22 protein-coding genes are annotated in these 26,143 nt (G+C 73.3%); 9 read left to right on the forward strand and 13 right to left on the reverse strand.

The window, feature by feature from the left end; genetic code table 11:
- Positions 1-62: 62 nt before the first annotated feature.
- The 4 genes from ACH4TP_RS04845 to ACH4TP_RS04860 all read left to right on the forward strand — a co-directional run bounded on the left by ACH4TP_RS04845 (position 63) and on the right by ACH4TP_RS04860 (position 7,441).
- On the forward strand, positions 63-2,285 hold the full coding sequence (locus tag ACH4TP_RS04845; RefSeq protein WP_389221240.1) for an acetate--CoA ligase family protein: 2,223 nt from the start codon (positions 63-65) through the stop codon (positions 2,283-2,285).
- A gap of 74 nt (positions 2,286-2,359) precedes the next feature.
- Positions 2,360-3,079, forward strand: coding sequence for an enoyl-CoA hydratase/isomerase family protein (locus ACH4TP_RS04850; RefSeq protein ID WP_398435791.1), 720 nt, complete (start codon positions 2,360-2,362; stop codon positions 3,077-3,079).
- A 210-nt stretch (positions 3,080-3,289) separates the two neighbouring features.
- The gene (locus ACH4TP_RS04855) at positions 3,290-6,775 is read left to right on the forward strand and encodes a hypothetical protein (RefSeq protein WP_398435682.1); all 3,486 of its coding nucleotides are present in this window, start codon (positions 3,290-3,292) and stop codon (positions 6,773-6,775) included.
- Positions 6,776-6,859: 84 nt separating this feature from the next.
- Positions 6,860-7,441 (forward strand): flavin reductase family protein, encoded by a 582-nt coding sequence (locus ACH4TP_RS04860; protein WP_398435792.1) that lies wholly within the window; start codon positions 6,860-6,862, stop codon positions 7,439-7,441.
- 40 nt (positions 7,442-7,481) lie between these two features.
- Here the strand turns inward: ACH4TP_RS04860 and ACH4TP_RS04865 are convergent, their stop codons facing one another.
- The 3 genes from ACH4TP_RS04865 to ACH4TP_RS04875 all read right to left on the reverse strand — a co-directional run bounded on the left by ACH4TP_RS04865 (position 7,482) and on the right by ACH4TP_RS04875 (position 10,691).
- Complete coding sequence (locus ACH4TP_RS04865; RefSeq protein WP_398435684.1) at positions 7,482-8,012, reverse strand: hypothetical protein; 531 nt, start codon at positions 8,010-8,012, stop codon at positions 7,482-7,484.
- Positions 8,013-8,034: 22 nt separating this feature from the next.
- Positions 8,035-9,339 (reverse strand): MFS transporter, encoded by a 1,305-nt coding sequence (locus tag ACH4TP_RS04870; RefSeq protein WP_389221252.1) that lies wholly within the window; start codon positions 9,337-9,339, stop codon positions 8,035-8,037.
- Between the two features lie 80 nt (positions 9,340-9,419).
- Positions 9,420-10,691, reverse strand: a complete 1,272-nt coding sequence (locus ACH4TP_RS04875) for an MFS transporter (protein ID WP_398435686.1) — start codon at positions 10,689-10,691, stop codon at positions 9,420-9,422.
- 57 nt (positions 10,692-10,748) lie between these two features.
- On the opposite strand from ACH4TP_RS04875, the gene ACH4TP_RS04880 reads away from it, so the two are divergent.
- Positions 10,749-11,738, forward strand: coding sequence for a GlxA family transcriptional regulator (locus ACH4TP_RS04880; protein WP_398435688.1), 990 nt, complete (start codon positions 10,749-10,751; stop codon positions 11,736-11,738).
- Here ACH4TP_RS04880 and ACH4TP_RS04885 read toward each other — a convergent pair.
- The 3 genes from ACH4TP_RS04885 to ACH4TP_RS04895 are packed head-to-tail and all read right to left on the reverse strand — an operon-like array spanning position 11,693 to position 14,962.
- Entirely contained in the window at positions 11,693-12,928 is a 1,236-nt protein-coding gene (locus ACH4TP_RS04885; protein ID WP_398183879.1) for an MFS transporter, read from the reverse strand. The two genes, ACH4TP_RS04880 and ACH4TP_RS04885, sit on opposite strands and share 46 nt — an antisense overlap.
- A 55-nt stretch (positions 12,929-12,983) precedes the next feature.
- A complete protein-coding gene (locus tag ACH4TP_RS04890) occupies positions 12,984-14,033 on the reverse strand; it encodes an alcohol dehydrogenase catalytic domain-containing protein (RefSeq protein WP_398435690.1) in 1,050 nt (349 codons plus the stop codon).
- A complete protein-coding gene (locus ACH4TP_RS04895) occupies positions 14,030-14,962 on the reverse strand; it encodes an SDR family oxidoreductase (protein WP_398183873.1) in 933 nt (310 codons plus the stop codon). Before ACH4TP_RS04895 ends, ACH4TP_RS04890 begins: the two co-directional genes overlap by 4 nt.
- 101 nt (positions 14,963-15,063) lie before the next feature.
- On the opposite strand from ACH4TP_RS04895, the gene ACH4TP_RS04900 reads away from it, so the two are divergent.
- Positions 15,064-15,990, forward strand: coding sequence for a cyclase family protein (locus ACH4TP_RS04900; RefSeq protein ID WP_398435692.1), 927 nt, complete (start codon positions 15,064-15,066; stop codon positions 15,988-15,990).
- A 157-nt stretch (positions 15,991-16,147) separates the two neighbouring features.
- Here ACH4TP_RS04900 and ACH4TP_RS04905 read toward each other — a convergent pair whose 3' ends face one another.
- The 4 genes from ACH4TP_RS04905 to ACH4TP_RS04920 form a co-directional block, all read right to left on the reverse strand.
- On the reverse strand, positions 16,148-16,585 hold the full coding sequence (locus tag ACH4TP_RS04905) for an ATP-binding protein (protein WP_398435694.1): 438 nt from the start codon (positions 16,583-16,585) through the stop codon (positions 16,148-16,150).
- Between the two features lie 352 nt (positions 16,586-16,937).
- The gene (locus ACH4TP_RS04910) at positions 16,938-17,855 is read right to left on the reverse strand and encodes an acyl-CoA dehydrogenase family protein (RefSeq protein ID WP_398435696.1); all 918 of its coding nucleotides are present in this window, start codon (positions 17,853-17,855) and stop codon (positions 16,938-16,940) included.
- A gap of 7 nt (positions 17,856-17,862) precedes the next feature.
- A complete protein-coding gene (locus ACH4TP_RS04915) occupies positions 17,863-18,999 on the reverse strand; it encodes an acyl-CoA dehydrogenase (RefSeq protein ID WP_389221279.1) in 1,137 nt (378 codons plus the stop codon).
- A complete protein-coding gene (locus ACH4TP_RS04920; protein WP_398183861.1) occupies positions 18,999-20,189 on the reverse strand; it encodes an amidohydrolase family protein in 1,191 nt (396 codons plus the stop codon). The genes ACH4TP_RS04915 and ACH4TP_RS04920 overlap by 1 nt, the downstream gene beginning before the upstream one ends.
- A gap of 134 nt (positions 20,190-20,323) precedes the next feature.
- On the opposite strand from ACH4TP_RS04920, the gene ACH4TP_RS04925 reads away from it, so the two are divergent.
- Positions 20,324-21,883, forward strand: a complete 1,560-nt coding sequence (locus ACH4TP_RS04925; protein ID WP_398435698.1) for a class I adenylate-forming enzyme family protein — start codon at positions 20,324-20,326, stop codon at positions 21,881-21,883.
- Here ACH4TP_RS04925 and ACH4TP_RS04930 read toward each other — a convergent pair.
- Positions 21,852-22,271 (reverse strand): STAS domain-containing protein, encoded by a 420-nt coding sequence (locus tag ACH4TP_RS04930; RefSeq protein ID WP_398435700.1) that lies wholly within the window; start codon positions 22,269-22,271, stop codon positions 21,852-21,854. The genes ACH4TP_RS04925 and ACH4TP_RS04930 overlap by 32 nt on opposite strands.
- A 194-nt stretch (positions 22,272-22,465) precedes the next feature.
- Here ACH4TP_RS04930 and ACH4TP_RS04935 point away from each other — a divergent pair, with 194 nt between their 5' ends.
- Together ACH4TP_RS04935 and ACH4TP_RS04940 are read left to right on the forward strand one after the other, a co-directional pair.
- Positions 22,466-23,017, forward strand: a complete 552-nt coding sequence (locus ACH4TP_RS04935) for a sigma-70 family RNA polymerase sigma factor (RefSeq protein WP_389221291.1) — start codon at positions 22,466-22,468, stop codon at positions 23,015-23,017.
- Positions 23,014-24,285 carry a maleylpyruvate isomerase N-terminal domain-containing protein gene (locus ACH4TP_RS04940; RefSeq protein WP_398183852.1) on the forward strand — a complete coding sequence of 424 codons (1,272 nt, stop codon included), beginning with the start codon at positions 23,014-23,016 and terminating at the stop codon, positions 24,283-24,285. The genes ACH4TP_RS04935 and ACH4TP_RS04940 overlap by 4 nt, the downstream gene beginning before the upstream one ends.
- Positions 24,286-24,344: 59 nt before the next feature.
- Here ACH4TP_RS04940 and ACH4TP_RS04945 read toward each other — a convergent pair whose 3' ends face one another.
- Together ACH4TP_RS04945 and ACH4TP_RS04950 are read right to left on the reverse strand one after the other, a co-directional pair.
- The gene (locus tag ACH4TP_RS04945) at positions 24,345-25,418 is read right to left on the reverse strand and encodes a CU044_5270 family protein (protein ID WP_398435702.1); all 1,074 of its coding nucleotides are present in this window, start codon (positions 25,416-25,418) and stop codon (positions 24,345-24,347) included.
- On the reverse strand, positions 25,415-26,113 hold the full coding sequence (locus tag ACH4TP_RS04950) for an RNA polymerase sigma factor (protein WP_398435704.1): 699 nt from the start codon (positions 26,111-26,113) through the stop codon (positions 25,415-25,417). The genes ACH4TP_RS04945 and ACH4TP_RS04950 overlap by 4 nt, the downstream gene beginning before the upstream one ends.
- Between the last annotated feature and the right edge of the window lie 30 nt (positions 26,114-26,143).

The raw sequence follows: 26,143 nt of genomic DNA on the forward strand, positions 1-26,143 counted from the left end.
CAGTTCTGTAATCTGACTATGCGTCAGTAAAAAGTCATGGGCGGAAAGGGCGGAGCGGAACGATGCTCGGATCGACTCACGGCACCTTCACCACCGATCTCCGCGCCCGCGTGGTCGCCTGCGGGGAGGAACCCAGGGACGCCGTGCACGGCGTCACCGCCGTCGCGGGCGACCGGGACGTCAGCGGGCGGCCGCTGCACCTGCCCGTGCCCGACCTGGACCGGTTCTTCCGGCCGGAGTCCGTCGCGGTGATCGGGGCCTCCGACACCGAGGGGCGGCCCAACACCGGGATCACGCGGCAGCTGCTCGCCTGGGCGGAGCGGGTCGGGGCGCGGCTCGTGCCCGTGCACCCGACCCGTACGAGCGTCTTCGGGATCGACTGCGTGCCGTCCGTCCGGGCGCTCGCCGAACCCGTCGACCTCGCCGTCCTCCTCGTCGCCGACCCCCTGCCGGTGATCGAGGAACTCGCCGAGACCAAGGTGCGGTTCGCCGTCGCCTTCGCCTCCGGCTTCGCCGAGACCGGGGAGAGCGGCGCCGCCGCGCAGGAACGGCTCGCCGCCGCCGTGCGCCGCTCCGGGCTCCGCCTCCTCGGCCCCAACACCAACCTCAACGCCTTCGAGCGCTTCCGCGAGGACCTCGAAGGCCCCGCCATCGCCCTCATCACCCAGTCCGGCCACCAGGGACGGCCCGTCTTCACCCTCCAGGAGCTCGGCGTCCGCCTCTCCCACTGGGCGCCCACCGGCAACGAGGCCGACCTGGAGACCGCCGACTTCCTCTCGTACTTCGCCGGCCGCCCCGAGGTCGGGGCCATCGCCTGCTACGTGGAGGGGCTCAAGGACGGCCGGTCCTTCCTCCTCGCCGCCGACCGGGCCGCACGCCAGGGCGTGCCCGTGGTCGCCGTGAAGGTGGGGAGGACCGAGACCGGGGCCCGTACCGCCGCCTCCCACACCGGCAAGCTCACCGGCGCCGACCGGGTCGTCGACGCGGCCATGCGGCAGTACGGGGTGATCCGGGTCGACGGGCTCGACCAGCTCCAGGACACCTCCGCCCTCCTCGCCCGCGCGCGCAAGCCGCTCGCCGAGGGCGTCGTCGTGTACTCCATCTCCGGCGGCACGGGAGCCCACTTCGCCGACCTGGCGACGGCGGCGGGCCTCTCCCTGCCGGAACTCCCGCAGGCCAAGCAGGACGAGCTCCACCAGTGGATCCCGGAGTACCTGAACGTCGCCAACCCCGTCGACAACGGCGGGCACCCGGTGGGCGACTGGCGCGGCCGGAAGATCATCGACGCGATCCTCGCCGACCCGTCCGTCGGGGTCCTCATCTGTCCCATCACCGGCCCCTTCCCCCCGATGAGCGACAAGCTCGCCCAGGACCTCGTCGACGCCGCCGAGGCCACGGACAAACTGGTGTGCGTCGTCTGGGGCTCCCCGGTCGGCACCGAGGACGCCTACCGCACGACCCTCCTCGGCTCCTCCCGCGTCGCCACCTTCCGCACCTTCGCCAACTGCATCGGCGCCGTGAAGGCCTACCTCGACCACCACCGCTTCACCGCCTCCTACCGCTCCCCCTTCGACGAGGCCCCCCGCACCCCCTCCCCCTCCCTCCGCAAGGCCCAGGCCCTCGTGCGGCCCGGCCGGCGGCTCAGCGAGCACGCGGCGAAGCAGCTGCTGCGGGCGTACGGGATACGGGTGCCGCGCGAGCAGCTCGTGACCAGCGCGGCGGCGGCCGTGCGGGCCGCGGGGCTCGTGGGCTACCCGGTGGTGATGAAGGCCTCGGGCGCCCAGCTCGCCCACAAGACGGAACTGGGCCTGGTGAAGGTCGGCCTGACCTCGGCCAGCCAGGTCCGCGACACCTACCGCGAGCTGACGGACATCGCCCGGTACGAGTCGGTGGACCTCGACGGCATCCTCGTCTGCCAGATGGTCGGCCGCGGCGTCGAGATGGTCGTCGGCGTCACCCACGACGAACTCTTCGGCCCCACGGTCACGGTAGGCCTGGGAGGGGTGCTGGTGGAGGTCCTCGACGACACCGCCGTCCGCGTCCCGCCCTTCGGCGAACGCGAGGCCCGCTCCATGCTCGACGAACTCCGCGGCCGCGCCCTCCTCGACGGCGTACGGGGCGCCCCGCCCGCCGACGTCGACGCCCTCGTCGAGGTCGTGCTCCGCGTCCAGCGGATGGCCCTCGAACTCGACGGCGACCTCGCCGAACTGGACATCAACCCGCTGATGGTGCTGCCGCGCGGACAGGGCGCGGTGGCCCTGGACGCGCTGGCCGTCTGCCGATAGGAGTCCCCGTGCCCGACGTCCTCCACTCCCTCGACAACGGCGTCTCCTGGATCACCCTCAACCGCCCCGAGGCCATGAACGCGGTCACCTGGGACCAGCGCGAGCAGATCATCCGCCTCCTGGACGAGGCCTCCGCCGACCCGGCCGTCCGCTGCGTCGTCCTCACCGCCACCGGACGCGGCTTCTGCGCCGGCGCCGACCTGCGGGGCGCCCCGTCCACCGGCGACCGGGTCGCGGGCGACGTCTCCCGCATGATCCGCCTCGGCGCCCAGCGCTTCGTCTCCGCCGTACTGGACTGCGAGAAGCCGGTCATCGCCGCGGTGAACGGCACGGCCGCCGGCATCGGCGCCCACCTCGCCTTCGCCTGCGACCTGGTCCTCGCCGCCGACTCCGCCCGCTTCATCGAGGTCTTCGTCCGGCGGGGGCTGGTCCCGGACGGCGGCGGGGCGTACCTCCTCCCCCGCCTGATCGGCCCCCAGCGGACCAAGGAGTTGATGTTCTTCGGCGACGCCCTGCCCGCCACGGAGGCCCTCGCCATGGGCCTCGTGAACCGTGTCGTCCCCTCCGACGAGCTGGCGAAGACGGCCCGCGAGTGGGCCGAACGCCTCGCCCAGGGCCCGACCCGCGCCCTGACCCTCACGAAACAGCTGGTCAACGCCTCCCTCGACGTGGACCGCTCCGTCGCCTTCGCGGCGGAGGCGACGGCCCAGGAGATCAACATGACGACGCGGGACGCCCAGGAGGGCGTGGCGAGCTTCGTGGAGCGGCGGGAGGCGCGGTACGAGGGGCGGTAGCGGAACGTGTCGTACCGGGGCCCTAGGGTGTGAGCCGCATATGCCACACACTGCCGCTCCGGGGGGAACGGAATGCTCAACTCCGCGCGCTCGCGCGAAAAATCACGAAGATCCGGAAGATCCCTTCTTCTGGTCCCCACCCTGCTGACGGCCCTCCTGGGCCCCCTGCTCCCGACGGGCACGGCGCTGGCGGCGTCGCCGCCCTCGTCTGTGTCCTCGTCGGCGCCCTCGTCGGCGTCCGAGCCGACGACGGACCCGACGCCGGAACCCACGACGGACCCGACACCCGCGCCGACCCCGACGGTCGACCCGACGCCGACCCCGACGGAACCCACTGCCGACTCCTGCCCGGCCCTGCCTCTCGCCCCGCTGGGCGGCGATCCCGGGGACGCGATCGGACGGGTCTCCCTGGAGCCGAACGGCACCGCCTGCTTCACGGTCACGGTGGAGCGTCCGGGTCCGCACCTGCTGCGCCACGACGGGGCCGGCAGCATGCAGGCCAAGCTCTACGACGGCGAGACGCCGCTCGACTGCTTCAACCGGCGCACCTACGCGAACGACTGGTGCCGACCGGGCCACGCGGGCACGTTCACCCTTCGACTCACCAACGGCGGCACGAGCCGGGCCTCGGCCGCGTTCGCCGTCACGCCGCTCGCGGCGACGGCGGCCTGCGGCACCGAGGTGAGCACCCGTTACGACGCGGAGCCCGTCACGGGAACGGCGTCGAACCGGTTCGCCCTGCTCTGCCAGAACTTCACCGGCCTGCCGGGCGAGCGCATCACCGTCGACACCAAGGCCGAGGCCGGTCGCTGGACGTACTCCTGGATCACCGACGCGAGCGGGGAGCAGATCTGCCCCCAGTTCAACCCGGACGACTCGACGGGCTGCGTCCTCCCCGGACAGGGCCCCTACCGGGTGCTGACCGAGGTGCGGACCGACGACTCGGCCTACCCCGTCGCGTACACCCAGAAGATCCGCCGCCTCTCCGACCCCGCGGGATGCACCGCCCTGGCGGTCCACGCCTTCGGCTCGGCCCCCACCGCCTCGCCGGGATCCGCGTGCGCGACCTTCACCCCCACCGCCACGGCCCCGCACGACGTCTACGACACCGACGGCACCTGGGCGCGGCGGCTCACCGTGTACGCCCCCGACGGCCGCACGGCCTGCGAGGCGTGGGCGAGCACCTGCTCCCTCACCGCCGGGACCCGCTACACCGTGGTCACGGAGAAGCCGGTCCTGATCCTCGACCGCTCCTCCCTCGCGGGCTGTGCCACCGCCGCCATGGGCGCGAACACGAACGGCACGTTCGACGCAGCCGGCGAGGTCGACTGCCTGACCCTGCCGCTGCCCTCCGGCGCCCACCTGGCCGCGCTGAAGGCGTACGGCAGCTCCACGCCGTACCCCGAAGCGACGGTCGTGGACGCGACGGGCCGGCAGATCTGCGCCTCCGAGAGCGCGGAGGCGGGGGTGTGCGTGCTGACCGGCCCCGCTCCGTACCGCGCCCTGGTCACCATGAACGGCACGCCCATCGGCTCCCCGACCATGACGGGCACGTACCACGTCGCGTTCCAGCGCACCGACGGCGAGAGCTCCTGCCCGGTGCTCCCGGCGGGCGACTTCACCGCCGACAGCCCGCGGGCGCAGGTCACCATCGGGCAGGGGGACTTCGCACAGTGCCTCTCGATCCCCGCCGACGACCACACGGCCGGTGAGCTCATCGAGTTCGGCCCGTCCCACTGGTCCGGAAAGCTGTCGGTCTTCGACGAGACCGGGGAGCGGGTCTGCTTCATGACGTCCGGCGGGTGGACCTCGTGCGCCCTCACTCCCGGACTCGCGCACACGGTCCTGCTCTCCGGCACGTACTGGGGCACCACCCGCACGGTGGCCCGTCACGACCTCGGCGCCACCACGCGCGGCTGCGTCACGACCCCGGCCACGGCCGTCGGAGGCCCGTCCACCGGCGGCGCCATGCCCGCGAACGACACGTTCCTGTGCCTGCGCGTGACGACGGCCGACGCCGGGGACACCCTGCACCTCGGCCTGCGCGACGCGCAGGGCAGGGCGCAGTTCTTCGCGTACGACGCGAACGGCGAGGCCGTCTGCGGCCCCTACGACCCGGGCTGCGCCGTCACCGGCTCCACCGCCTACCAGGTGCTCATCAGGACGGACTGGGCGACCGCGCCCACCTACCGGTTCGACGCGCTGCGCATCGGCACGGCGGCCGGTCCGGCGCCCGAGTGCGTCAAGGTCCCGAACGTCAGCTACGGCTTCGGGCCGCTCGTCGGCACCCTGAGCGAGGAGCACACCGCGATCTGCGCGGTGCTGCCCACCGCGGGCGGCGACGACTTCGACCTGGCGTTCACGCCGGAGGGTTCCTTCGAGCAGTCCCCGACTCCCGTGCTCTACGCCGAGTCGAGTTCCGTGAACACCTGCCGCGGGTCGTACACGAGCGAGGGCGACAAGTACCGCTGCTCCGTGTCGGGGTCCTCCTCCCCACGGGTCTCCCGTCCGTCGACGCTCGTCATCGGGCTCCCGGCGCAGCCCGCGCAGGCGTCCACGGCCGTGCGGGTCACGGCCGCGTGCACCGACACGTACTGCGGCACCGAGAAGCCGGCCATCGGCACCGTGAGCCCCACCACGGGTGGCGCGGGGAAGATCACCGTCACGCTCACCGGTACCGCTCTGCACGAGAACGACCAGGTGGCCGTCCTCGGCCAGGACGGCAAGTGGCGCCGGTCCACGACCGTGTCGGTCGCTCCTGACCGGCACAGCCTGACGGCGGCCCTCGACCTGACGGGCGTGAGCCTCGGCGCGCGCGGCCTGAGCGTGTTCACCCACAACGGCTGGGAGTACGACAAGGGCACCTTCACCGTCGTCGCCCCCCTCCGCGCCACCACCGCCCCCACCGTGAGCGGCACCGCCGTCGTCGGCGGGAAGGTGACGGCGACCACCGGTTCGTGGACGCCCTCGGCCGAGTCGTACGCGTACCAGTGGCGGGCCGACGGCGTCGCCCTCGCCGGGGCCACCGCCTCCACGTACACGATCCCCTCCACCCTCCAGGGCAAGCAGCTCTCCGTGGCCGTGACCGCCCGCAAGACCGGACATCCGGTCGTCACCGCGACCAGTGCCGCCGTGGTGGTGAAGGGCGTCGCGCCCAAGCCCACCAAGGTTCCGTACGTCTCCGGGACCGCGCGGGTCGGCGGCAAGGTGACGGCTGCCGTCGGGACCTGGTCGCCCGCGCCGACCTCGTACGCCTACCAGTGGCGGGCGAACGGCGTGGCGGTCCCGGGCGCGACGGGGGCCTCGTACGTGCCCGTCGCCGCCACGCTCGGCAAGAAGCTGACGGTGACCGTGACCGCGCTGCGGACCGGGCACCTGAGCGGGGCGTACACGACGGCGGGCGTCACCGTCGCCGTGGGGCTCGCGCCGAAGGCGACGGCCGCTCCGTACGTCACCGGCACGGTACGGGTCGGGCGGACGCTCACCCTGAACCGGGGGACGTGGACGCCGGCGCCGAGCTCGTACGCGTATCAGTGGTACGCGAACGGGCGGGCGATCAGCGGGGCGACGAAGTCGACGTTCCTGCTGACGAAGGCCCAGCGCGGGCTGAGGATCACCGTCCGGGTGACGGCCTACCGGACCGGGCACACGGCGGGCGTCGCGTGGACCCGGGCGACGGTGGTGGTCGCCGGATAGCGGGAGCCGGTGGCCGTCGTCCCCGAAGGCTTCCCATCTGACGAACCGTCAGTTTCAATGGACGGTGTGATGGGACACGCGGGGATGGCGGCCACCGCCGTCCGACACCTGAGAGCGGCCGGTTCACCGACGGCCGTCGAACCACTGCCCCGGCCGGCGCTGCGCGCGGTCGGGGACGACGAGCGGGCCCCCGTCGACCACGGCGAGTTCCGCCGCGTCCTCGGGCACTTCGCCAGCGGCGTCACGATCATGACGGCGCTCGACGCGGACGGACCGACCGGCTTCGCCTGCCAGTCCTTCGCCTCCCTCTCCCTCGACCCGCCCCTGGTCGCCTTCATGGTCGCCCGGACCTCGACGACCTGGCCCCGCATCGCGGCCGCCGGGACCTTCTGCGTCAACGTCCTCGGCGCCGACCAGGGCGCCCTGTGCCGCTCCTTCGCCGTGAGCGGCGCCGACAAGTTCACCGGCGTGGACTGGTCCCCCGCCCCCGCCACCGGCTCCCCGCGCCTCGCCGGCGCGCCCGCCTGGATCGACTGCACGATCACCGCGGTCCACACGGGCGGCGACCACCTGATCGTGGTGGGCCGGGTCGAGCACCTGGGCGCGGAGGAGGAAAGCGAACCCCTCCTGTTCTACCGCGGCCGCTTCGGCCGCTTCAGCGAGTAGTCACCCCACCGACCCCGTGACGGGCCGCGCCCGGGCCCGGTCAGGCGCCGATGACGCCCGTGTAGACGCCCGCGCCGCCCAGCAGGAACGCGGTCAGGACCGCGACCGTGCCCCACAGGAGCAGGGAGACGAAGTAGCCGCGGCGGGCGGGCCGGGTGAGCAGGGCGGCCAGGGCGAGGCAGGCGGCGCCCGCGAGCCAGCCCGGCCAGCCCGCGAGGGGCAGGAGGAGGGCTCCGGCGGCGGCGGAGAGGAGCAGCTGCCAGGCGAGCGGACGGCCTCCGAGGCGGCGGGCCAGGTCCTCGCCGAGCAGGACCGCCGGCAGGACGAGCGAGGCGGAGACGGCGGCGGTGAGCAGGAGCAGGAGCGGCGGCAGGAGCGGGAGCATCATGAGGCTCCAGCCGCTGAGGCCCTCCGTGCCCGGCTCCGGTCGCCAGGCCTCGTCGAGCGCCGAGCCGAGCACCGACCCGGACATCACCACGAGCACCGCGGCGAACGCCGCCTCCAGGAACAGCGCGAGCATCGAGACCCGCAGCATTCGGGCAAGGCTCCGCCCGTTGTCAGGACCGCTCATCGCGATCACCCCCTGACGGTCATCATGCTCCTGCCAGGGACGGCGCCTCCGTCCGGGGTCGGCTGATGACCAGGGCCATCAGGGCGGCGGCCGCGCACAGGGCGCCCGAGGCGTACCAGACGACGTCGTAGGTGCCGAAGACGTCGCGGGCGACGCCGCCCGCGAAGGCGACGGCGGCGGCGCCGACCTGGTGGGAGGCGAGGACCCAGCCGAAGACGATGGCGGAGTCGGCGCCGTAGTGCTCGCGGCAGAGGGCGATGGTCGGCGGGACGGTGGCGACCCAGTCGAGGCCGTAGAAGACGATGAAGAAGAGCATCGGGGGGTGGACCGACGGGGCCAGGAGCATGGGGAGGAACAGCAGCGAGACCCCCCGCAGCGCGTAGTAGACCGCCAGCAGGCGGCGCGGCGAGAAGCGGTCCGTGAACCAGCCCGAGGCGATCGTGCCGACGACGTCGAAGACGCCGATGACCGCGAGGAGTCCGGCCGCGGCCGTCACCGGCATGCCGTGGTCGTGGGCCGCCGGTACGAAGTGCGTCTTGACCAGGCCGTTCGTGGAGGCGCCGCAGATCGCGAAGGAGCCGGCGAGGAGCCAGAACGGGCCCGTGCGGGCCGCGCGGAGGAGGACGGTGACCGCACGCCGCGCCGCGCCCGTGACCGGGGCCGGCTTCTCGGTGTACTCGCCGCCGTACGGGGCGAGGCGGACGTCCGCCGGGTGGTCGCGGAGGAGGAGCCAGACGAAGGGGACGACGGTGAGGGCGGCCAGGGAGACCGTCACGGCGGCGGGGCGCCAGCCGTGGTGTTCGACCAGCCAGGAGAGCAGGGGCAGGAAGATCAGCTGGCCCGAGGCTCCGGCCGCCGTGAGGATGCCCGTGACCAGGCCCCTCCGGGCCACGAACCAGCGGTTCGTGACCGTCGCGGCGAAGGCGAGGGCCATGGAGCCGCTGCCGAGGCCGACGAGGACGCCCCAGTAGAGGACGAGCTGCCAGGCGGCCGTCATCCACACCGTGAGCAGCGAGCCCGCCGAGATGATCGTCAGGGCCACCGCCACCACCCTGCGGATGCCGAAGCGGTCCATGAGGGCGGCGGCGAACGGCGCCGTCAGGCCGTACAGGGCGAGGTTCACCGAGACGGCGAAGCCGATCGTCCCCCGCGACCAGTCGAACTCCTCGTGCAGCGGCTCGATGAGCAGGCCCGGCAGGGAGGCGAAGGCCGCGGCGCCGATGATCGTGACGAAGGTGACCGCCGCGACGAACCAGGCGCGGTGGACACGGGGGGTACGGGACTGTGCTGCGGGTGTACGCGTACCCGCCTCGGTTGTCTGGGCCATGCCATCGAGCATCCCGGCCCCGGCCCCCGCCCCGCCATTGGCCCGGATGACAGGTTTCCAACAGATCGGGCCATGCCCCGCTATGCCGCGCGGGGCAGCGTCCTGATCGGTCGCGCCAGCAGCAGCGCCGTCACCACGAGCACCGCGATCCCCGCCCCCGTGAGCAGCACCGTCTCCGTGCCGACCGCCGCCGCCACCGGGCCCGACAGGGTGCGGCCGACGCCCATCATCAGGAGCGAGCCGGCCACGTCGTACGCATGCATCCGGTTCAGGGCCTCCTGCGGCACGTGCGTCTGGACCGAGGTCGACCACATCACCAGCCAGAAGGCGAAGGCCGCCCCGCCGATGAACTGGCCCGCGCCGAGCACCGCCACCGGCGCGCCCGTCCCGAGCAGGAACAGGTTCACGGGCAGGCCGGTCAGCGCCACCGCGCCCGCCGCGAGGGGGCGGCGCGGGCGCAGCCGGATCGCGAGGAGGCCGCCGACGGCGCTGCCCGCGCCGTTGACGGCCATGAGCACCCCGTACGCGGCCGAGCCGTGCTCCTCGGTGACCAGGCTCGCCGTGAGCGGGACCATGGGCCCGGCGACGGTCAGCCCGTACACCGTCCAGATGGAGATGACGCCCCAGAGCCAGCTCCGGGACCGGAACTCCCGCCAGCCGCCGACGAGTTCGGTGGCGAGGGAGTCGCGCCGGGCCGTGTCGGAGGGGATCGGGACGAGGCGTATCAGGAGGAAGCAGACGGCGCTGACCGCGAAGGTGACGCCGTTGACGGCGAAGGCCGCGCCCGCGTTCCACACGGCCACCAGCAGGCCCGCCGCGGCCGGGCCCGCCATGGTCATGAGGGCCTCGACGACCCGCAGGACGGCGTTGGCGCGCTGCACGTCGGGGGCGATGCGGGGGATGGTGGAGGCGACGCCCGGCTGGAAGAGGGCGGCGCCGATCCCGCTGAGCACGGACAGGGCGTAGACGGCCCAGAGCGGCGGGCTGCCGAGGGTGAAGGAGACGGCGAGGACGGCGGCGCCGGGCAGCCGCAGGAGGTCGGCGAGGATCATCATGCGGCGGGCGGTGAACCGGTCGGCGAGGACGCCGCCGAAGAGCACGAAGCACGCGAAGGCGGCGGTCCAGCCGCCGAGCGCGTAGCCGACGGTGGAGCCGGGGTGGCCGGCCCCGAGGAGTCCGGCGGCGAAGGCAACCGGGACCATGCCCTCGCCGAAGACGGCGACGCCCCGGGCGACGAAGAAGAGCCGGAAGTTACGGTTCCACAGCGCGGGCGGCTGCTGTACGGGCGGCGCAACCGGGGCGGGAATCCGCCCGGCGGCCTCAGACTTGTACGTGTTGTCCGTCACGGACAAGTAGAGCTACCAGCAGGTGGTCTGGACCACCACCGATTTACGGAGGGAGAGCCGCCCGTGCCGCCGTCGCCGCACCGCGTCGCCGTTCTCGCCCTGCCCGGCCTCCTCCCCTTCGAGCTGGGCATCCCGCACCGCATCTTCGGCCGCGCGAAGGACGCCGGGGGACGGCCGCTGTACGAGATCGCGACCTGCGCCCCGGTCGCCGGGCCGGTGCAGACGGACGCCGACTTCGCGATCCACGTCGAGCACGGCCCGGAGGCGCTCGCCACCGCCGACACGGTCGTCGTGCCCGCCTCGTACGAGCTCGGTCCCGTCTACGACGAGGGCAGGCTCCCCGAGGAGCTGGCCGCCGCGCTCGCGCACATCCGGCCCGGCACCCGGCTCGTCTCCATCTGCACCGGCGGGTACGTGCTCGCCGCCGCCGGCTTCCTCGACGGGCGCCCGGCCACCACGCACTGGGCCTCCGCCGAGCACTTCCAGCGCCTCTTCCCGCGCGTACGGGTCGACGCGGACGTCCTCTTCATCGACGACGGCGACGTCCTCACCTCGGCCGGGGTGGCCGCCGGGCTCGACCTGTGCCTGCACATCGTGCGCCGCGACCACGGCACGGCCGTCGCCAACGACGTCGCCCGCCGGACCGTCGTACCGCCCCACCGGGACGGCGGCCAGGCCCAGTACATCGAGCGGCCCCTCCCGGAGACCGGCACCCACACCACCACCGCCGCGCGCGCCTGGGCCCTCGCCCACCTCCACGAACCCATCCAGCTCCGGGACCTCGCCGACCAGGAGGCCATGAGCGTACGGACCTTCACGCGCCGCTTCCGCGACGAGGTCGGCATCAGCCCCGGCCAATGGCTCACCCAACAGCGCGTCGAACGCGCCCGCCACCTCCTGGAATCCACCTCCCTCCCCGTCGACCGCGTCGCCCAGGACGCCGGCTTCGGCACGGCCCAGTCCCTACGGGTCCACCTCATGTCCGCGATCGGGGTGACCCCGACGTCCTACCGCCGCACCTTCCGCACGTCGACGGGGGCGGGCTCGGCCTGAGGGTCCTGAGGGCCCTGAGACGCGTGCGTCCGTCGGGTCAGCCGTCGCTCCCCCACCGCCCCCACCACCGCGAGCAGCACCGTCAGGCCCACCCCGCAGAGGATCGCCGTCGACGGGGCGACCACCTTGAGCAGCCCGCCGGCGAGGGTGCCGCTGGCCGCGTAACCGGCGCCCACCGCGGCGTACATGACCGAGTAGCCGGCGGCGAGCGCGCCCGGTGGCAGCAGCTCGCGCAGGGCCAGGTTCCGGGTGAGGCCGGCGGGGGCCTGGACGAGGCCGGCGAGGACCAGGGCGATCGCGATGGCCGCCGCCCAGGGCAGGACGGCGACGAGGGCGACCCCCGAGGCCACCGCGAGGACGAGGACCAGGGACTGCACGGCCAGCGGGCCGGGCCAGCGGCCCCGGAGGCCGTACACGAACGCTCCGGCCGCCGATCCGATCGAGAACCCGGCGAGCAGCGGCCCCGCCCAGCCGAGGTCGATCCCCCGCTGTTCGAGGAGCGCGGGCAGGATCAGTTCGGCGAGCGCGAGCAGGGTCAGGCCGGCGGCCCCGAGGACGTACACCGGCCAGGCCCGCAGCAGCGCCCGCCGCACGGAGGCCCCGTCCTCCTCGGCGGCCTTCCGCCAGCCGGCCGGCAGCGTCCACAGCCCGGCGACCGCGATCCCCATCAGGGCGCCCTGGAGCAGCAGCGGTCCGGCGGGGGCGACGCCGAGCGCCAGGCCCGTGGTGAGCGCGGGCGCGGCCGCCCAGATCCCGAAGACCAGCACCGACTCCATGCTCATGGCCTGGGTGACGGCCCCCTCCGGGACGAGGCTGGTGAGCAGGGCCCGCTGTCCGCCGGGCACGGCGCCCGGGGCCGCGCCCGCGAGGAACGCGAGCACGGCGAGGACTGCGGGGTGGGCACCGGGCGCGAGCCCGAGCCCGGCGAACCCGGCTGCCCCGACCGCGAGTCCGGCGGCGAGCTGCGGCCGGGCCCGCTCGGCGTCGAGCCGCATGCCGAGGACGGGCGCGGCGACGATCTCCCCCAGGACGTACGCGGCGGCGAGCACCGCCCCGAGCGTGTACCCGCCTGGCCGCTCGCGCACGAGGAACACGAGCGCGAGCGGCGCCATGGCGACGGGCAGCCGACTGGCGACGGTGACGGCGCACCAGGCGAGGACGGGACGGGTGGCGAGCTCGCGGTAGGACATGCCCGGGACGGTAACCCGCTGGTGACACCGGCTCCCAGCGGATTAGCCGTACCCCTCAGAACGTCAGCACCCCCCGCGCCACCTTCCCCCCCTCCGCGTCCTCCGCCGCCCGCGCGAACTCCTCCACCGGATACGTCGCGGTCACCAGCTCGTCGAGGAGCAGGGCCCCGGAGAGGTACAGGTCGGCGTAGAGGGCGATGTCCTTCTGGGGGCGGGAGGAGCCGTAGCGGCAGCCCAGGATGGACTTGTCGAGGAACATCGCGGCCGGGAGGAAGGTCGCTTCGGCCTTGGGGGCGGTCATGCCGAGCAGGACGGCCTGGCCGTGCCGGTCGAGGAGGTCGACGGCGGTGCGGACGAGGCCGGTGTGGCCGACGCATTCGAAGACGTGGTCGGCGCCGGTGGGGAGGATCTCCCGCACCCCGTCCGCGGAGGTCAGGAAGTGGCTGGCCCCGAACTGCCGGGCCACCGCCTCCTTGTCCGGGTTGGTGTCGACGGCGACGATCGTGAGGGCGCCGGCGATGCGGGCGCCCTGGAGGACGTTGAGGCCGATGCCGCCGGTGCCGATGACGACGACGGTCTCGCCGCGGCCGACCTTCGCGCGGTTCAGTACGGCTCCGACGCCGGTGAGGACGCCGCAGCCCATGAGGGCGGCTGAGGTCAGCGGGATGTCCTTCGGGATCTTCACGGCCTGGACGGCCTTGACGACGGTCCGCTCGGCGAAGGACGAGTTGGAGGCGAACTGGAAGAGCGGCTGCCCTCCCCGGGAGAAGGGCCGGCCCGGCATCCCGATGGCCTTGCGGCACATCGTCGGACGGCCCCGGTCGCAGTCGGCGCAGGCGCCGCAGTTCGCGAGGGTGGACAGGGCGACGTGGTCGCCGGGGACGACGTGGACGACGCCGGGGCCCACGGCCTCGACGACCCCGGCGCCCTCGTGGCCGAGGACGACGGGCGGGGGGAAGGGGATGGTCCCGTCGATGACGGACAGGTCGCTGTGGCAGAGCCCGGCGGCGGCGATCCCGACGAGCACCTCCCCCGGGCCCGGGTCCCGTACCTCCAGGTCGTCGACGACCTGGACCTGCTTCCCGTCGAAGACGACGCCCCTCATGATCCGCTCCCCCGGCCGGTGTTGGGGCGTTCGCCGGCGGCGGCCGCCCTCGCCATCTCCTCCAGCATCGCCAGCATCGGCATCGGGTCCGTCCCCACCGTGCCGGGCAGGAAGTCCGCGATGCGCTCGGGCGTCCAGGCGCCGCCCTCGGCGTATCCGGCCCGCAGCTCCCGGGGCTGCGCCCAGACGGCGATCTTGGGTCCGGCGATCGTGTACACCTGGCCGGTGATCTTCTCCGCGCGGGCCCGGTCGGACAGCAGGTAGACGACGAGCGCCGCCACGTCCTCCGGTTCGCCGATCTCCTTGAGCTCCATGGGGACGTTCGCGGACATGCGGGTACGGGCCACGGGCGCGACCGCGTTGGCGGTGACGCCGTACTTGTGGAGGCCGAGGGCCGCCGACCGTACGAGCGAGATGATCCCGCCCTTCGCCGCCGAGTAGTTGGCCTGGGCGACGGACCCCTGGTGGTTGCCGCTCGTGAAGCCGATGAGCGTCCCGGTGCCCTGCTTGCGCATGACGGCCGAGGCCGCCCGGAAGACGGTGAAGGTGCCCTTCAGGTGGGTGGCGACGACGGGGTCCCACTCCTCCTCGGACATGTTGAAGAGCATCCGTTCGCGCAGGATGCCGGCGACGCAGACGACCCCGTCGATCCGCCCGTACGCGCCGAGGGCTGTCTCGACGACCCTCGCCCCGCCCGCCATGGTGGAGATGTCGTCCGCGACGGCGACGGCCGTCCCGCCCGCCGCCTCGATCTCCTTCACGACCGAGGCGGCGACCTCCGAGGTCGGCTCGCCGCCCTCGATCGACACCCCGTAGTCGTTGACGACGACCTTCGCGCCCTCCGCCGCGCAGGCGAGGGCGACGGCGCGGCCGATGCCGCGCCCCGCCCCCGTCACGGCGATGACCTTGCCAGCCAAGAAGTTCCCCACGCCCGGCCCCTTCCCGCACTTTCTGACGGTCCGTTAGATTCGTTCGTCGTCAGGATTCTACGGTCCGTCAGATACCGGAAAACAAGACCCCGGAGGCCCCGATGTCTCTTCCTCCCGCCTTCCACGAGATCGCCAAGCGCGTCAACAACTGGGGCCGTTGGGGCCAGGACGACGAGATCGGCACGCTCAACCTCGTCACCGACGAGGTCGTGCGGGAGGCCGTCGCCACCGTCCGCAGCGGCCGCCGCGTCCCCCTCGCCGTCGACCTCAAGCAGGACGGAGTGCAGACGGGCATGATCCCCGGGCGGGTCAACCCGCTCCACACCATGGTCCAGGTCAACCAGGAGCTCTTCGGCCCCGGCACGGTCGCCACCAGCGACGACGCCGTGACCCTCGGCCTCCAGGCCGGCACCCACTGGGACGCCCTCACGCACGTCTCCCACTCGGGCCGCATCTACAACGGCCGCCCCGCCGCCACCATCACCCCGCACGGCCGCTCCGAGTTCAGCGGCATCCACACGGCCCGCCACATCGTCAGCCGCGGGGTGCTCCTCGACGTGGCGGCGGCGAAGGGCGTCGACCGGCTGCCCGGCGACCACGCCGTCACCCCCGAGGACCTCGACGAGGCGGCGGAGTTCGGCGGGGTGACCGTGCGGTCCGGGGACATCGTCCTCGTACGGACCGGGCAGATGCAGGTGTACCTGGCCGGGGACAAGCACGGTTACGCGTTCCCGTCACCGGGCCTCTCGGTCCGTACGCCGGAGTGGTTCCACGCGCACGACGTCGCGGCCGTCGCCAACGACACGCTCACCTTCGAGATCTTCCCGCCCGAGATCGAGGACCTCTGGCTGCCCGTACACGCCCTCCACCTGGTCGAGATGGGGATGCTCCAGGGACAGAACTGGAACCTGGAGGGCCTGTCCACAGCCTGTGCGCAGGAAGGGCGCCACGCCTTCCTGCTCTCCGCGATGCCCGAGCCCTTCGTCGGCGGCACGGGCACCCCGGTGGCACCGGTGGCCGTCCTCTGACGCTTCTTCGGGCGGCGGCGCGCTCGCGCGCGCCCCGAGCACGGCACGGCCCGCCGCCACCCGGCCGCGACCCGCACATGCCGAGGACACACGGCCCTCGGCTCCCCTCGCTCGCCACGAATCGCTCACCCCAGAGTGGGCAAAACGGAACGAATCGTCAACAGCGCACCCGAGCGGGCGACAGGGACGACACGGCGGACGCGGGCGCCACCGGGTCCACCTCGCACCAGATGCTCTTGCCGACGCCCTCCGGCTGCCAGCCCCACCGGTCCGCGAGGCCGTCGACCAGCTCCAGGCCGCGCCCGTTGGTGTCGTCGCCCTCCGCGTGCCGGGGCTGCGGCGGGCAGGCGCTCGTGTCGGCCACCTCGACCCGCACCCCGCCCCCCGCGGCGAACAGCATCCGCAGGACGGCCGGGCAGCCCGTGTGCACCACGGCGTTGGTCACGAGCTCGGAGATGAGGAGCACCAGCGTCTCGGCGAGCGGCTCGTCATCCCGTATGCCCGACCCGGCGAGCCGCGAGCGGGCCCACCTCCGGGCTCGTCCCACCTCGGCCGGGTCCGGCCCGACCTCCAACTGCACCTGAAGCACCTGCACCGCTCACACCATCCGAACCGGCGGACACACCTTTACGGAACGTGATTCCCTTATGGGACAGCATGGTTGACGTACAGTCACCGCAACAAGCGCTTCGGGCATATTCCAGCGCGAAGGAGTACGCATGGTCCATACTGTGCGACGCACGCTGCGGGTAGTCGAACGCCGGGCGCGAGCGGCGGGCATCCCCGGCCGCGGGGCCGCCGCAGGGGCGACACCGGGACGATCCGGGCCAATCAGCACTCGCATCCCACGGAGCGTACCGGAGGCGGGGGCCGACTCCGGGCCGTGACGGCCCCGCCGAAGGACACAACCCGATATCAACATTCCGTGACCCGCCGCGCGCGCTGCGCTACAGCGCCGCCGCCACGGCCTCCTCCGCCTGACTCACGGTCATCCCCAGCTCCGCCCGCACCCACGCCCGCTTCAGATGCAGATGCACGTCCGCCTCCCAGGTGAACCCCATCCCCCCGTGCACCTGCAGACAGTCCCTCGCGTTGCGCGTCGCCGCCTCGTCCGCCAACAGCTTCGCCCCCGCGATCTCGACGGCCTCCCCCGTGACCGCGGCGGCCCACACCGCCGCCCGCGCGAGCTCGGTCCGCACCAACATCCCGGCACACAGGTGCTTGACGGCCTGAAACCCCCCGACGACCTGCCCGAACTGCTCGCGCGTACGGGCGTGGGAGACGGCCATGTCGGTGGTGGCCCCGGCGCTGCCCACTTGCTCGGCGGCGGTGAGCAGCACTGCCGTCGTGGGCAATCGTTCCGCGGCGGGGGTCCCCCCTGGACGAAGTCCTTGGGGGAGGAACGGGTGGGCACGACCCCCGGTGCCGGGCAACCGATGGAGCGGCGTGAGCGGATCGACCGACCGCACCGGGACCGCGCCCGACACGTCACCGACCACCACATCGGCCTCGTCCAGCCAAGGAACAAGCCCCTCCGAGGCACCGGTCACCACGACAGCCCCCTCCGCCGCCCCCGGCACGGTCCCCGCCGCCAAGTGCGTGGAAACCAACGGCCCCGGCAGCAACACCCTCCCCGCCTCCTCGAAGACGAGCACCGCCTCGGGCAGCCCGAGCCCGACGCCCCCCTCCGCCTCGGGGAGCCGCAGCGCGAAGAACCCGGCGGCACCCAGCTCCCGCCACAGGTCCCTGTCCAGGGAGCGGGCATCGACCGCGGCCCGCAGCGCCTCCCGGTCGAAGAGCCGCGCGAGCAGCTCCCGTACCCCCCGCCGCAGCGCCCGCTGGTCCTCCGTGAGCCGGAAGTCCATGAGAAGCTCACCGCCCCTTCGGCAGGCCGAGGATGCGCTCGGCGACGATGTTGCGCTGGATCTGGGAGGTGCCGGCCGCGATCGTGTACGAGAGCGAGGACAGCCGGTCGAGGGTCCAGTCGCGCCCGAGGTCGAGCGCGTCGGGCCCGAGGACGGCGGCGGCCGCGTCGTACAGCTCCTGGCGGGCATGCGAGTAGTGCAGCTTGAAGACGGAACCGCCCGCCCCCGGCACCCCGCCCGTCGCCTGGGCCTCGCTGACGTTGGCCTGCGTGAGCCGCCACAGCGCCTGGAACTCGGCGGAGAGCCTGCCGAGCCGACGTCGCAGGACGGGATCGTCCCAGGTGCCGTTCTTCCGGGCCGTACGGGCGAGTTCGCCGAGCAGCCGGCGGCATGCGACGACCTCGCCGACGAACGCGGTGCCGCGCTCGAAGGACAGGGTCACCATGGTGACGCGCCAGCCGTCGTTCTCCTCGCCGACCCGGTGGGACACCGGCACCCGCACCTCGTCGAGGAAGACCTCGGCGAACTCGGTGGACCCGGCGAGGGTGCGCAGCGGCCGTACGGTGATGCCGGGGGCGTCCATGGGCATGGCGAGCCAGGTGATGCCCCTGTGCTTCGAGACGGCGTCCGGGTCCGTCCGCACCAGCAGCTCGCACCAGTCGGCGACCTCGGCATGCGAGGTCCAGATCTTCTGTCCGGTGACGACGTACGCGTCCCCGTCCCGTACGGCCCTCGTCCGCAGGGAGGCGAGGTCGGAGCCGGCGTCGGGCTCGCTGAAGCCCTGGCACCAGACCTCGTCGCCGCGCAGGATCGGCGGCAGCCACCGTGCGCGCTGCTCCTCCGTGCCCTCGGCGGCGATGGTGGGTCCGGCGTGGAGGAGGCCGACGAAGTTGGCGCCGACGTAGGGGGCGCCGGCGAGTTCGGTCTCCTCCAGGAAGACGAGGCGCTGGGTCGGGGAGGCGTCCCAGTGGGTGTCGGCGTATCCGGCGTCGTACAGGCGGCGCTGCCAGCCGCAGTCGTAGGCGCGGCGCGCGGGCCAGTCGAGCGGGTCGGGCCGCTCGGGAAGGCCGGGCAGGGTGGCGGCGAGCCACTCGCGCAGACGAGCCCGGTAGGCCTCCTCCTCGTCCGTGCAGGAGAGGTCCATCAGACGATCCCCAGATCCAGCATGCGGATGGCGTTGCCCCGCATCAGCTTGTAGACCGTCTCGTCGTCGAGGCCCCGGACGTGGTCGAGGGCGACCTCCTTGGTGTGCGGGAAGGTCGAGTCGACGTGCGGGTAGTCGGTCTCGAAGGTGGCGTTGTCCCGGCCGACCACGTCGAGCGAGGCGATGCCGTGCTTGTCGCGGAAGAAGCAGCAGTAGATCTGCCGGTAGTAGTACGTGGACGGGGGTTCGGGGATGAGGTCGCGGACGCCGCCCCACGCCCGGTGCTCCTCCCAGACGTCGTCGGCGCGTTCGAGGGCGTACGGGATCCAGCCCATCTGGCCCTCGCTGTACGCCAGCTTCAGCCGGGGGAACTTCACCAGCACCCCGCTGAAGAGGAAGTCCATCATCGATGCCATCGCGTTGTTGAAGCTCAGCGAGGCCTGGACGGCGGGCGGGGCGTCCGGGGACGCGGCCGGCATCTGGCTGCTGGAGCCGATGTGCATGTTCACCACCGTCCCGGTCTCCTGGCAGACGGCGAAGAACGGGTCCCAGTAGCCGGAGTGGATCGACGGGAGCCCCAGATGGGTGGGGATCTCGGAGAAGGTCACCGCCTTCACCCCCCGGGCGGCGTTGCGCCGGATCTCGGCGACGGCCAGGTCGATGTCCCAGAGCGGGATGATGCACAGCGGGATCAGCCGGCCGCCGCTGTCGCCGCACCACTCCTCGACCATCCAGTCGTTGTAGGCGCGGACGCAGGCGAGGGCGACCTCCTTGTCGTGCGCCTCGGCGAAGGTCTGTCCGCAGAAGCGGGGGAAGGTGGGGAAGCAGAGGGAGGCCTCGACGTGGTTGAGGTCCATGTCGGCGAGGCGGGCCTTCGGGTCCCAGCAGCCCCGGCGCATCTCCTCCCTGGTGATCCCCTCCAGGGTCATGTCGTCGCGGTCGAAGCCGACGGCGGCGATGTTGCGCTTGTACGGGAACTTGAGGTCCTCGTAGATCCACCAGTCGGTGGGCGGCCCTTCGGGGTCCATCGTGATCTGGTACTTGCCACCGACGTAGGCGAGCTCTCCGATGCCGGCCGTGAGGGGCCGGGGTCCGCGATCCCGGTACTTCTTCGGGAGCCAGGTCTCGAAGAGGTGCGCGGGCTCGATCACGTGGTCGTCGACGCTGATGATGCGGGGCAGTTCCGTCATGGAGCCTTCTCCCGTTTCTGATGACCCGTCAGATCTGACGGCATCAGGCTAGCCCCGGACCCCTGGACCGACAAGCGCCGGACCTCTACGCTCACCGCACCATCTGACGGAACGTCAGCCATGAGGAGTACGGGATGAACGAGACCGCACGCACTCCCGGCGAAACCGCACGCACTCCCGGCGAGACCGCGCACGCCCTGGGCGAGTCCCGCACGCTCTGGGAGCTCGTCGAGCGCCGCGCCGCCCTCACCCCCGACCGGCCCGTCCTCCTCCAGGACGACCGCGTCCTCACCTTCGGGGGCCTGCGCGAGCGCGCCGAGCGCTGCGCCGCCGGGCTGTACGGGATGGGCGTGCGCCCCGGCACGGTCGTCGCCTGGCAGCTGCCCACCCGCATCGAGACCGCGGTGCTCACCTTCGCGCTCGCCCGCATCGGCGCCGTGCAGTCCCCGGTGATCCCCTTCTACCGCGACAAGGAGGTCGGCTTCGCGCTGCGCGAGTCGAAGGCCGAGTACTTCGCGGTCCCCGGGATCTGGCGCGGATTCGACCATGCGGAGATGGCCCGGAGGCTCGGCGCGCGCGGGATCTTCGAGGCGTACTCCCCGGAGGGCCTGCCCGACGGCGACCCGGCCGTCCTGCCCCCGCCCCCCGCCTCCGGCACGGACGTCCGCTGGATCTACTGGACCTCGGGGACCACCTCCGACCCCAAGGGCGTCCTGCACACCGACCGCTCGCTCCTCGCCGGCGGCTCCTGCCTCGCCCACGCCCTGCACCTCACGGCCGAGGACGTCGGCTCGATGGCCTTCCCGTACGCGCACATCGCCGGGCCCGACTACACGGTGATGCTCCTGCTGTACGGGTTCCCCGCCGTGATGTTCGAACAGTTCGCGCTGCCGGAGGCCCTCGACGCGTACAACCGGCACGGCGTGACCGTCGCCGGCGGCTCCACCGCCTTCTACTCGATGTTCCTCGCCGAGCAGCGCAAGCAGCCGGGGAAGCCCGTCATCCCCACCCTGCGCCTGCTCGCGGGCGGCGGGGCGCCCAAGCCGCCCGAGATCTACCACGCGGTGCGCGAGGAGCTGGGCTGCCAACTCACCCACGGGTACGGCATGACCGAGGTCCCCATGATCACGATGGGCGCCCCCGACGACACCGAGGAGAACCTCGCCACGACCGAGGGCCGCCCGCCCGCCGGCATGGAGATCCGCATCACCGGCGACGGCGAGGTCCGGCTCCGCGGCGAGGCCGTCTGCCGGGGCTACCTCGACCCGGCGCAGACGGCCGCCGCCTTCGACGAGGACGGCTTCCTCATCACCGGCGACGTCGGGCACCTCACGCCGAGCGGCCACCTCGTCCTCACCGGCCGCGTCAAGGACATCATCATCCGCAAGGGAGAGAACATCTCGGCCAAGGAGATCGAGGACCTCCTCCACACGCACCCGGACGTGGGCGACGCGGCCGTCATAGGCCTCCCGGACGCCGAGCGCGGCGAACGCGTCTGCGCCGTCGTCGAACAGCCCCCGGGCGCCGCCCCGCTGGACCTCCCGCGGGTCACGGCCTTCCTGCGGGCGGCCGGGCTCTCCGTCCACAAGCTGCCGGAGCAGCTGGAGGTGGTGGAGGCCCTGCCCCGCAACGAGACCCTGCGGAAGGTCCTCAAGTACAGGCTCAGGGAGCGTTTCGGTACGACGGCTCCGTGAGGGGACCCGGCTGCTCCGGGAGGATCCCCGGCGGCTCCGTGAGGGCCCCCGGCACGTCCTCGTACACGTCGAAGAGGCGCCGGACGCCGAGCGCGGAGAGCACCCGTCCGACGTGACCGTCCCGGGTGCCGGAGTCCTCGGGAAGGATCAGGCGGAGCCGGCCGCCGCAGGAGCGGAGCAGCCGACGGGAGGCGATCAGCACGCCGACGCCGCTGGAGTCGCAGAACCGCACGGCGGACAGGTCGATCACCAGGTCGCGGCGGCCGCCCGCCACGGCCTCGTGGACGCGGCGGCGTATCCGGGGGGAGGTGACCAGGTCCAGTTCCCCCCGGACGTGGAACACCGTCCAGGAGCCGTACGCGTCCTCGTCGACCTCGATCGTCGTCACGGACGGGCGCCTGCCCCGCCACGCCCGCCCGAAACCCCCTGGCCCGAGGGTGACGCTTTCCTTACCATCCACATCCGCGTCAAGGTCGCACTTGCGGCAAACAGGCGTGAGTTGTCGGATCGGCGCATTACTTTGGAGGAGAACCGGTGTGCCGGGACCGGGGATCCGGTGTCCGGGAAGGGGCGGAGAGCCGCATGGCGATGGAGACACCACGGCGCTGGGACCGCAGGATGCAGCAGCGGCTGGCGCGCGGGGAGGCCGCTGCCCTCGGCGAGTTCTACGACCGGTTCGCCTCCCTCGTGCACAGCCTCGCCCACCGGGTCCTCGACGACGACGCGGCGGCCGACCAGGTCACCCGCGAGGTCTTCGGCCACATCTGGGAGAACCCCGACTCGTACGACCCGAAGCAGGGCAGCATGCGCGCGTGGGTCGCCCGGCTGACCCAGCGGCAGGCCGTGCAGCGGCTGCGGCAGACCGAGGCCACGGCGTACGAGGAGACGGGGATCGGCTCCGCCGAGGAGCTGGAGCAGAAGGTCCGCCGGGCCTGGGTCGCGGCCCGCGCCGACTACATCGTGACGTCCATGCCCGCACCCCTGCGGGCCGCGCTCGAACTGGCGTACTTCCAGCGGCGCGACTACCGCCAGACCGCCGCCGACCTCGGCGTCACCGAGGACGAGGCCCGCCGGCGCCTCCGGCTCGGACTCCAGCTGCTCTCCTCCGCGAACGGCTACGGACGGACGCCGTGAGCGAGGCGACCGGCGAGCCGGAGGACGTCGCCCGCGCCCCCTGGATACCGGGGCCGCGCAAGGCGGCCGACGACCACGCGGACCTGACGGCACGACCGGCGGAACCACCGAAGGAGGAGACGGAAAAGGAGGAGATGGAAGCGGCGGCGGAGGAACCGGAGGTACCGGTCCTCACCCACAACGTGCTCAAGTCCCTGCTCGGGGCCTGGGCGCTTTCGGCGTGCTCCGCCGGCGAGACCGCGGCCGTCGAGAACCACCTCACCACCTGCGCCCCCTGCGCGGACGAGGCCCTCCGGCTCCGCGACGCCGTCACCCTCCTCCACGAGGACCGCGACCTGGACCTCGACCCGCTGCTGCGCTCCCGGGTCCTGGAGACCTGCCTGGGCCGCCGCCCCGCCCGCATCCCCGTCCCCGACTGGGTCACGCCGTACGACGCGGAGACCGCCCGGCTCGACGCGCTGCTCCGGGACATCGGCGAGTCCGAGTGGCACGCGCCGGTACGGCTCAAGTGGTACGAGGAGGACCGCACGGTGCGCCGCAAGGCCACCGTCGCCTCGGTCATCGGCCACCTCATGGCGGTGGACGGCCTGGTGTCGACGGCCCTCGGCCTGGAGGACCCGCTCGGCGCGGACGTGCCGGAACTGTCCCCGACGGAACGGACCGAAGCGTTCTGGGCGGCCCTGGACCGGCCGCCGAACCGCTCCATCCGGGAGCCCTGGCGGAACCAGTCGCACACGCTGGTCCGGACGGCCGCGTTCGCGGGCCGGAGCGTGGCCGACCTGACGGTCACCTACAAGTGCTTCTCCCTCCCGCTCCGGGACTCCCTCCTGGAGCGGGCCTTCGAGTGCTGGCTGCACGCGGACGACATCGCGACGGCGGTGGCCTACCCGTACGCGCCGCCCAGCGGCACCCACCTCCACGACATGATCGACCTCGCGGCCCGCCTGCTCCCCGGAGCCCTCGCCAACCGCCGCCGCACGGGCCTGGCCGCCCCCGCCCGGGAACTCGTCACCGCGGGCGCGCCGGGCCGCTCGCTCCACCTGGAGGTGGAGGGCGCGGGCGGCGGCCACTGGTACATCGCCCTGGACTCCCCCGCCGCCGTCGGCTCGCCGGACCGCGCGGTCGCCCAGGTCGCCATGGACGGGGTCGAGTTCTGCCAACTGGTGGCCGGCCACATCACACCGGAGGAGGCGGCCGCGGGCCAGGACGGCGACCGCGAGGCCATCAGGGACGTCCTGTCGGCCGCGGCGTCCCTGAGCCGCCTGTAACGGCGTACGGGGTACGACCGGTCGTTCCCGGCCGTACCCCGCTGTTCCCGCGACCCCGCTCAGGCGGTCCCGGTCCCGCTCCTTCCGGGCCGCTCCTTCCGGGCGTCGACGACGGCCCGCTCCAGGACGGCGGTGCGCTCGACGACCGTGCCGGGCGCGACGTCGCCGGACGGCTTGACCTGGACGCCACGGCTGCCGAGGTAGACGAAGGTCTTGCGGTCGAAGATCAGCTCGGTGCGCTCGCCGCTCTGCTCGTCCAGCCGGGCCAGGGCGAGACCGGTGCGGCCGGCGGCGTCCTGGGAGTGGGAGACGACGGACACACCGGGGATCTTCGCCGCGGCGCGGTAGAGCGCGGCGGCGGTCGGGGCCGGGACGAGCTGCTCGTTGATGATCTCCTCGATGGCCTCGAACGTCTGCTGGTCGCGGTCGTGCGAGCCGCCGTCGGTGGCGGTGGCGCGGATGGCGGCGAGGAGCCGGTCGGGGTCGGCCGGCTGCTTCCTGACCCAGTCGTAGGTCAGGTACGGCAGGGCTTCCTGCCCGCCGTCCAGGTCGAGGGTGATCCCGCCGGCCGGCTGGTAGCCGGGCTCGTCGAGCCAGCCCTCGCGTCCGTCGGGGGACTTCCAGACCTCGCGCTGGTGCAGCGGCTGCACCCACGTCCGGGACTCGTTGGTGTCGCCGTTGAACATGGACGTCAGGAAGGAGACCTTGCTCTTGATGTAGACGTACTGGCCGGGCTTCGGCTCCGGGATCCGCTGCGCGCTCGCGGCGGCGGCGATCCGCTGGACGGTCGAGGCGAGCTGGACGGTGCTGCCCTCCTCGATCCGGACGACCGGCGCCTCCACCGGGGAGGCGGCCGTGGGCGGTGCGTCGGTGCCGCCGCCGGTCAGCGTGCCGACCGCGAGGGCGGCGGTGAGCGCGGCGGCGGTGACCGGGACGCCGATCAGCAGGGCGCGCCGGACCGGCCGCGCGGGGGCCTCGGGGGCGGGTGCGGGGGTGCGGATCTCGCTCAACAGGTGCTCCTCCAGCTGCGACTGACGGCCGGAGGGCATCGCGGGGGTCGACGGGGCCGGCAGCAGCCGGGCGAGCTCCGTGCGGTCCAGGGGCTCGGTCCGCTTCCCGAACATGCGGATCATCTGTACGTCTCCTCCTCGTGCGGCTCGTACGACCGGGCCGCGGAAGTGCGGCCGCCCGGTACTTGTCCGGGGCGCGGAAGCGGTTCCCTGTCCTTTCCCCCGGGCTCGGGTCCCGTCTGCGACTCGCGGTTCCTCCACGGCGCGCGGTTCTTCCGCAGTTCGTCTTCGGCGAGTCCGCGCAGCCGTGCGCGGGCGCGGGAGAGCCGCGACCGTACGGTGCCGACGGGGACGCCGAGCGCGGCGGCGGCCTCGGCGTACCCCAGGTCGGACCAGACGCACAGGGTGAACACCTCGCGCTCGCTGCGGCGCAGCTTCTTCAGGGCGCGCTGGACGGCGGCGAGCTGCTCGGCGTCGGCCAGGCGTCCGGCGAGTTCCTCGGCGAAGTCGGGGACGGGGTGCCGGGCCGGCAGGCGCGCGAGGGCCGCCTGGTGGCGGCGCGCGGCGCGGCGCGTGTTGCGCAGCACGTTGACGGCGATGCCCATGAGCCAGGGGCGCGGGCCGGCCTCGTGGTCGAGGAGCCGCTCGCGCAGGCGCCACGCCTCCAGGAAGGTGAGCGAGACGACGTCCTCGGCGAGCCCCCGGTCGCCGCTCACGCGGACGGCGTGCCGATGGACCAGGGGCGCGTGGTCGCGGAAGAGTTCCCGGAACGCCTCGGGGTCCCCCGCGCGTATCCGGGCGTGCAGTGATGAGTCCACGACCTGCCTTGTCCGCCGGACGCCCCGGGT

It is taken from the genome of Streptomyces sp. NPDC021012 (assembly GCF_044333355.1).
GTDB lineage: Bacteria > Actinomycetota > Actinomycetes > Streptomycetales > Streptomycetaceae > Streptomyces.

What these genes read in the sequence shown, in the direction of transcription:
- ACH4TP_RS04890 (WP_398435690.1), bottom strand. Translation starts at nt 14,033, where the DNA reads ATGAGGGGCGTCGTCTTCGACGGGAAGCAGGTCCAGGTCGTCGACGAC.
- ACH4TP_RS04865 (WP_398435684.1), bottom strand. Translation starts at nt 8,012, where the DNA reads ATGAGCGGTCCTGACAACGGGCGGAGCCTTGCCCGAATGCTGCGGGTC.
- ACH4TP_RS04860 (WP_398435792.1), top strand. Translation starts at nt 6,860, where the DNA reads ATGGCGGCCACCGCCGTCCGACACCTGAGAGCGGCCGGTTCACCGACG.
- ACH4TP_RS04885 (WP_398183879.1), bottom strand. Translation starts at nt 12,928, where the DNA reads ATGTCCTACCGCGAGCTCGCCACCCGTCCCGTCCTCGCCTGGTGCGCC.
- ACH4TP_RS04850 (WP_398435791.1), top strand. Translation starts at nt 2,360, where the DNA reads ATGAACGCGGTCACCTGGGACCAGCGCGAGCAGATCATCCGCCTCCTG.
- ACH4TP_RS04870 (WP_389221252.1), bottom strand. Translation starts at nt 9,339, where the DNA reads ATGGCCCAGACAACCGAGGCGGGTACGCGTACACCCGCAGCACAGTCC.
- ACH4TP_RS04935 (WP_389221291.1), top strand. Translation starts at nt 22,466, where the DNA reads ATGGCGATGGAGACACCACGGCGCTGGGACCGCAGGATGCAGCAGCGG.
- ACH4TP_RS04910 (WP_398435696.1), bottom strand. Translation starts at nt 17,855, where the DNA reads ATGGACTTCCGGCTCACGGAGGACCAGCGGGCGCTGCGGCGGGGGGTA.
- ACH4TP_RS04845 (WP_389221240.1), top strand. Translation starts at nt 63, where the DNA reads ATGCTCGGATCGACTCACGGCACCTTCACCACCGATCTCCGCGCCCGC.
- ACH4TP_RS04945 (WP_398435702.1), bottom strand. Translation starts at nt 25,418, where the DNA reads ATGATCCGCATGTTCGGGAAGCGGACCGAGCCCCTGGACCGCACGGAG.
- ACH4TP_RS04920 (WP_398183861.1), bottom strand. Translation starts at nt 20,189, where the DNA reads ATGACGGAACTGCCCCGCATCATCAGCGTCGACGACCACGTGATCGAG.
- ACH4TP_RS04925 (WP_398435698.1), top strand. Translation starts at nt 20,324, where the DNA reads ATGAACGAGACCGCACGCACTCCCGGCGAAACCGCACGCACTCCCGGC.
- ACH4TP_RS04915 (WP_389221279.1), bottom strand. Translation starts at nt 18,999, where the DNA reads ATGGACCTCTCCTGCACGGACGAGGAGGAGGCCTACCGGGCTCGTCTG.
- ACH4TP_RS04900 (WP_398435692.1), top strand. Translation starts at nt 15,064, where the DNA reads ATGTCTCTTCCTCCCGCCTTCCACGAGATCGCCAAGCGCGTCAACAAC.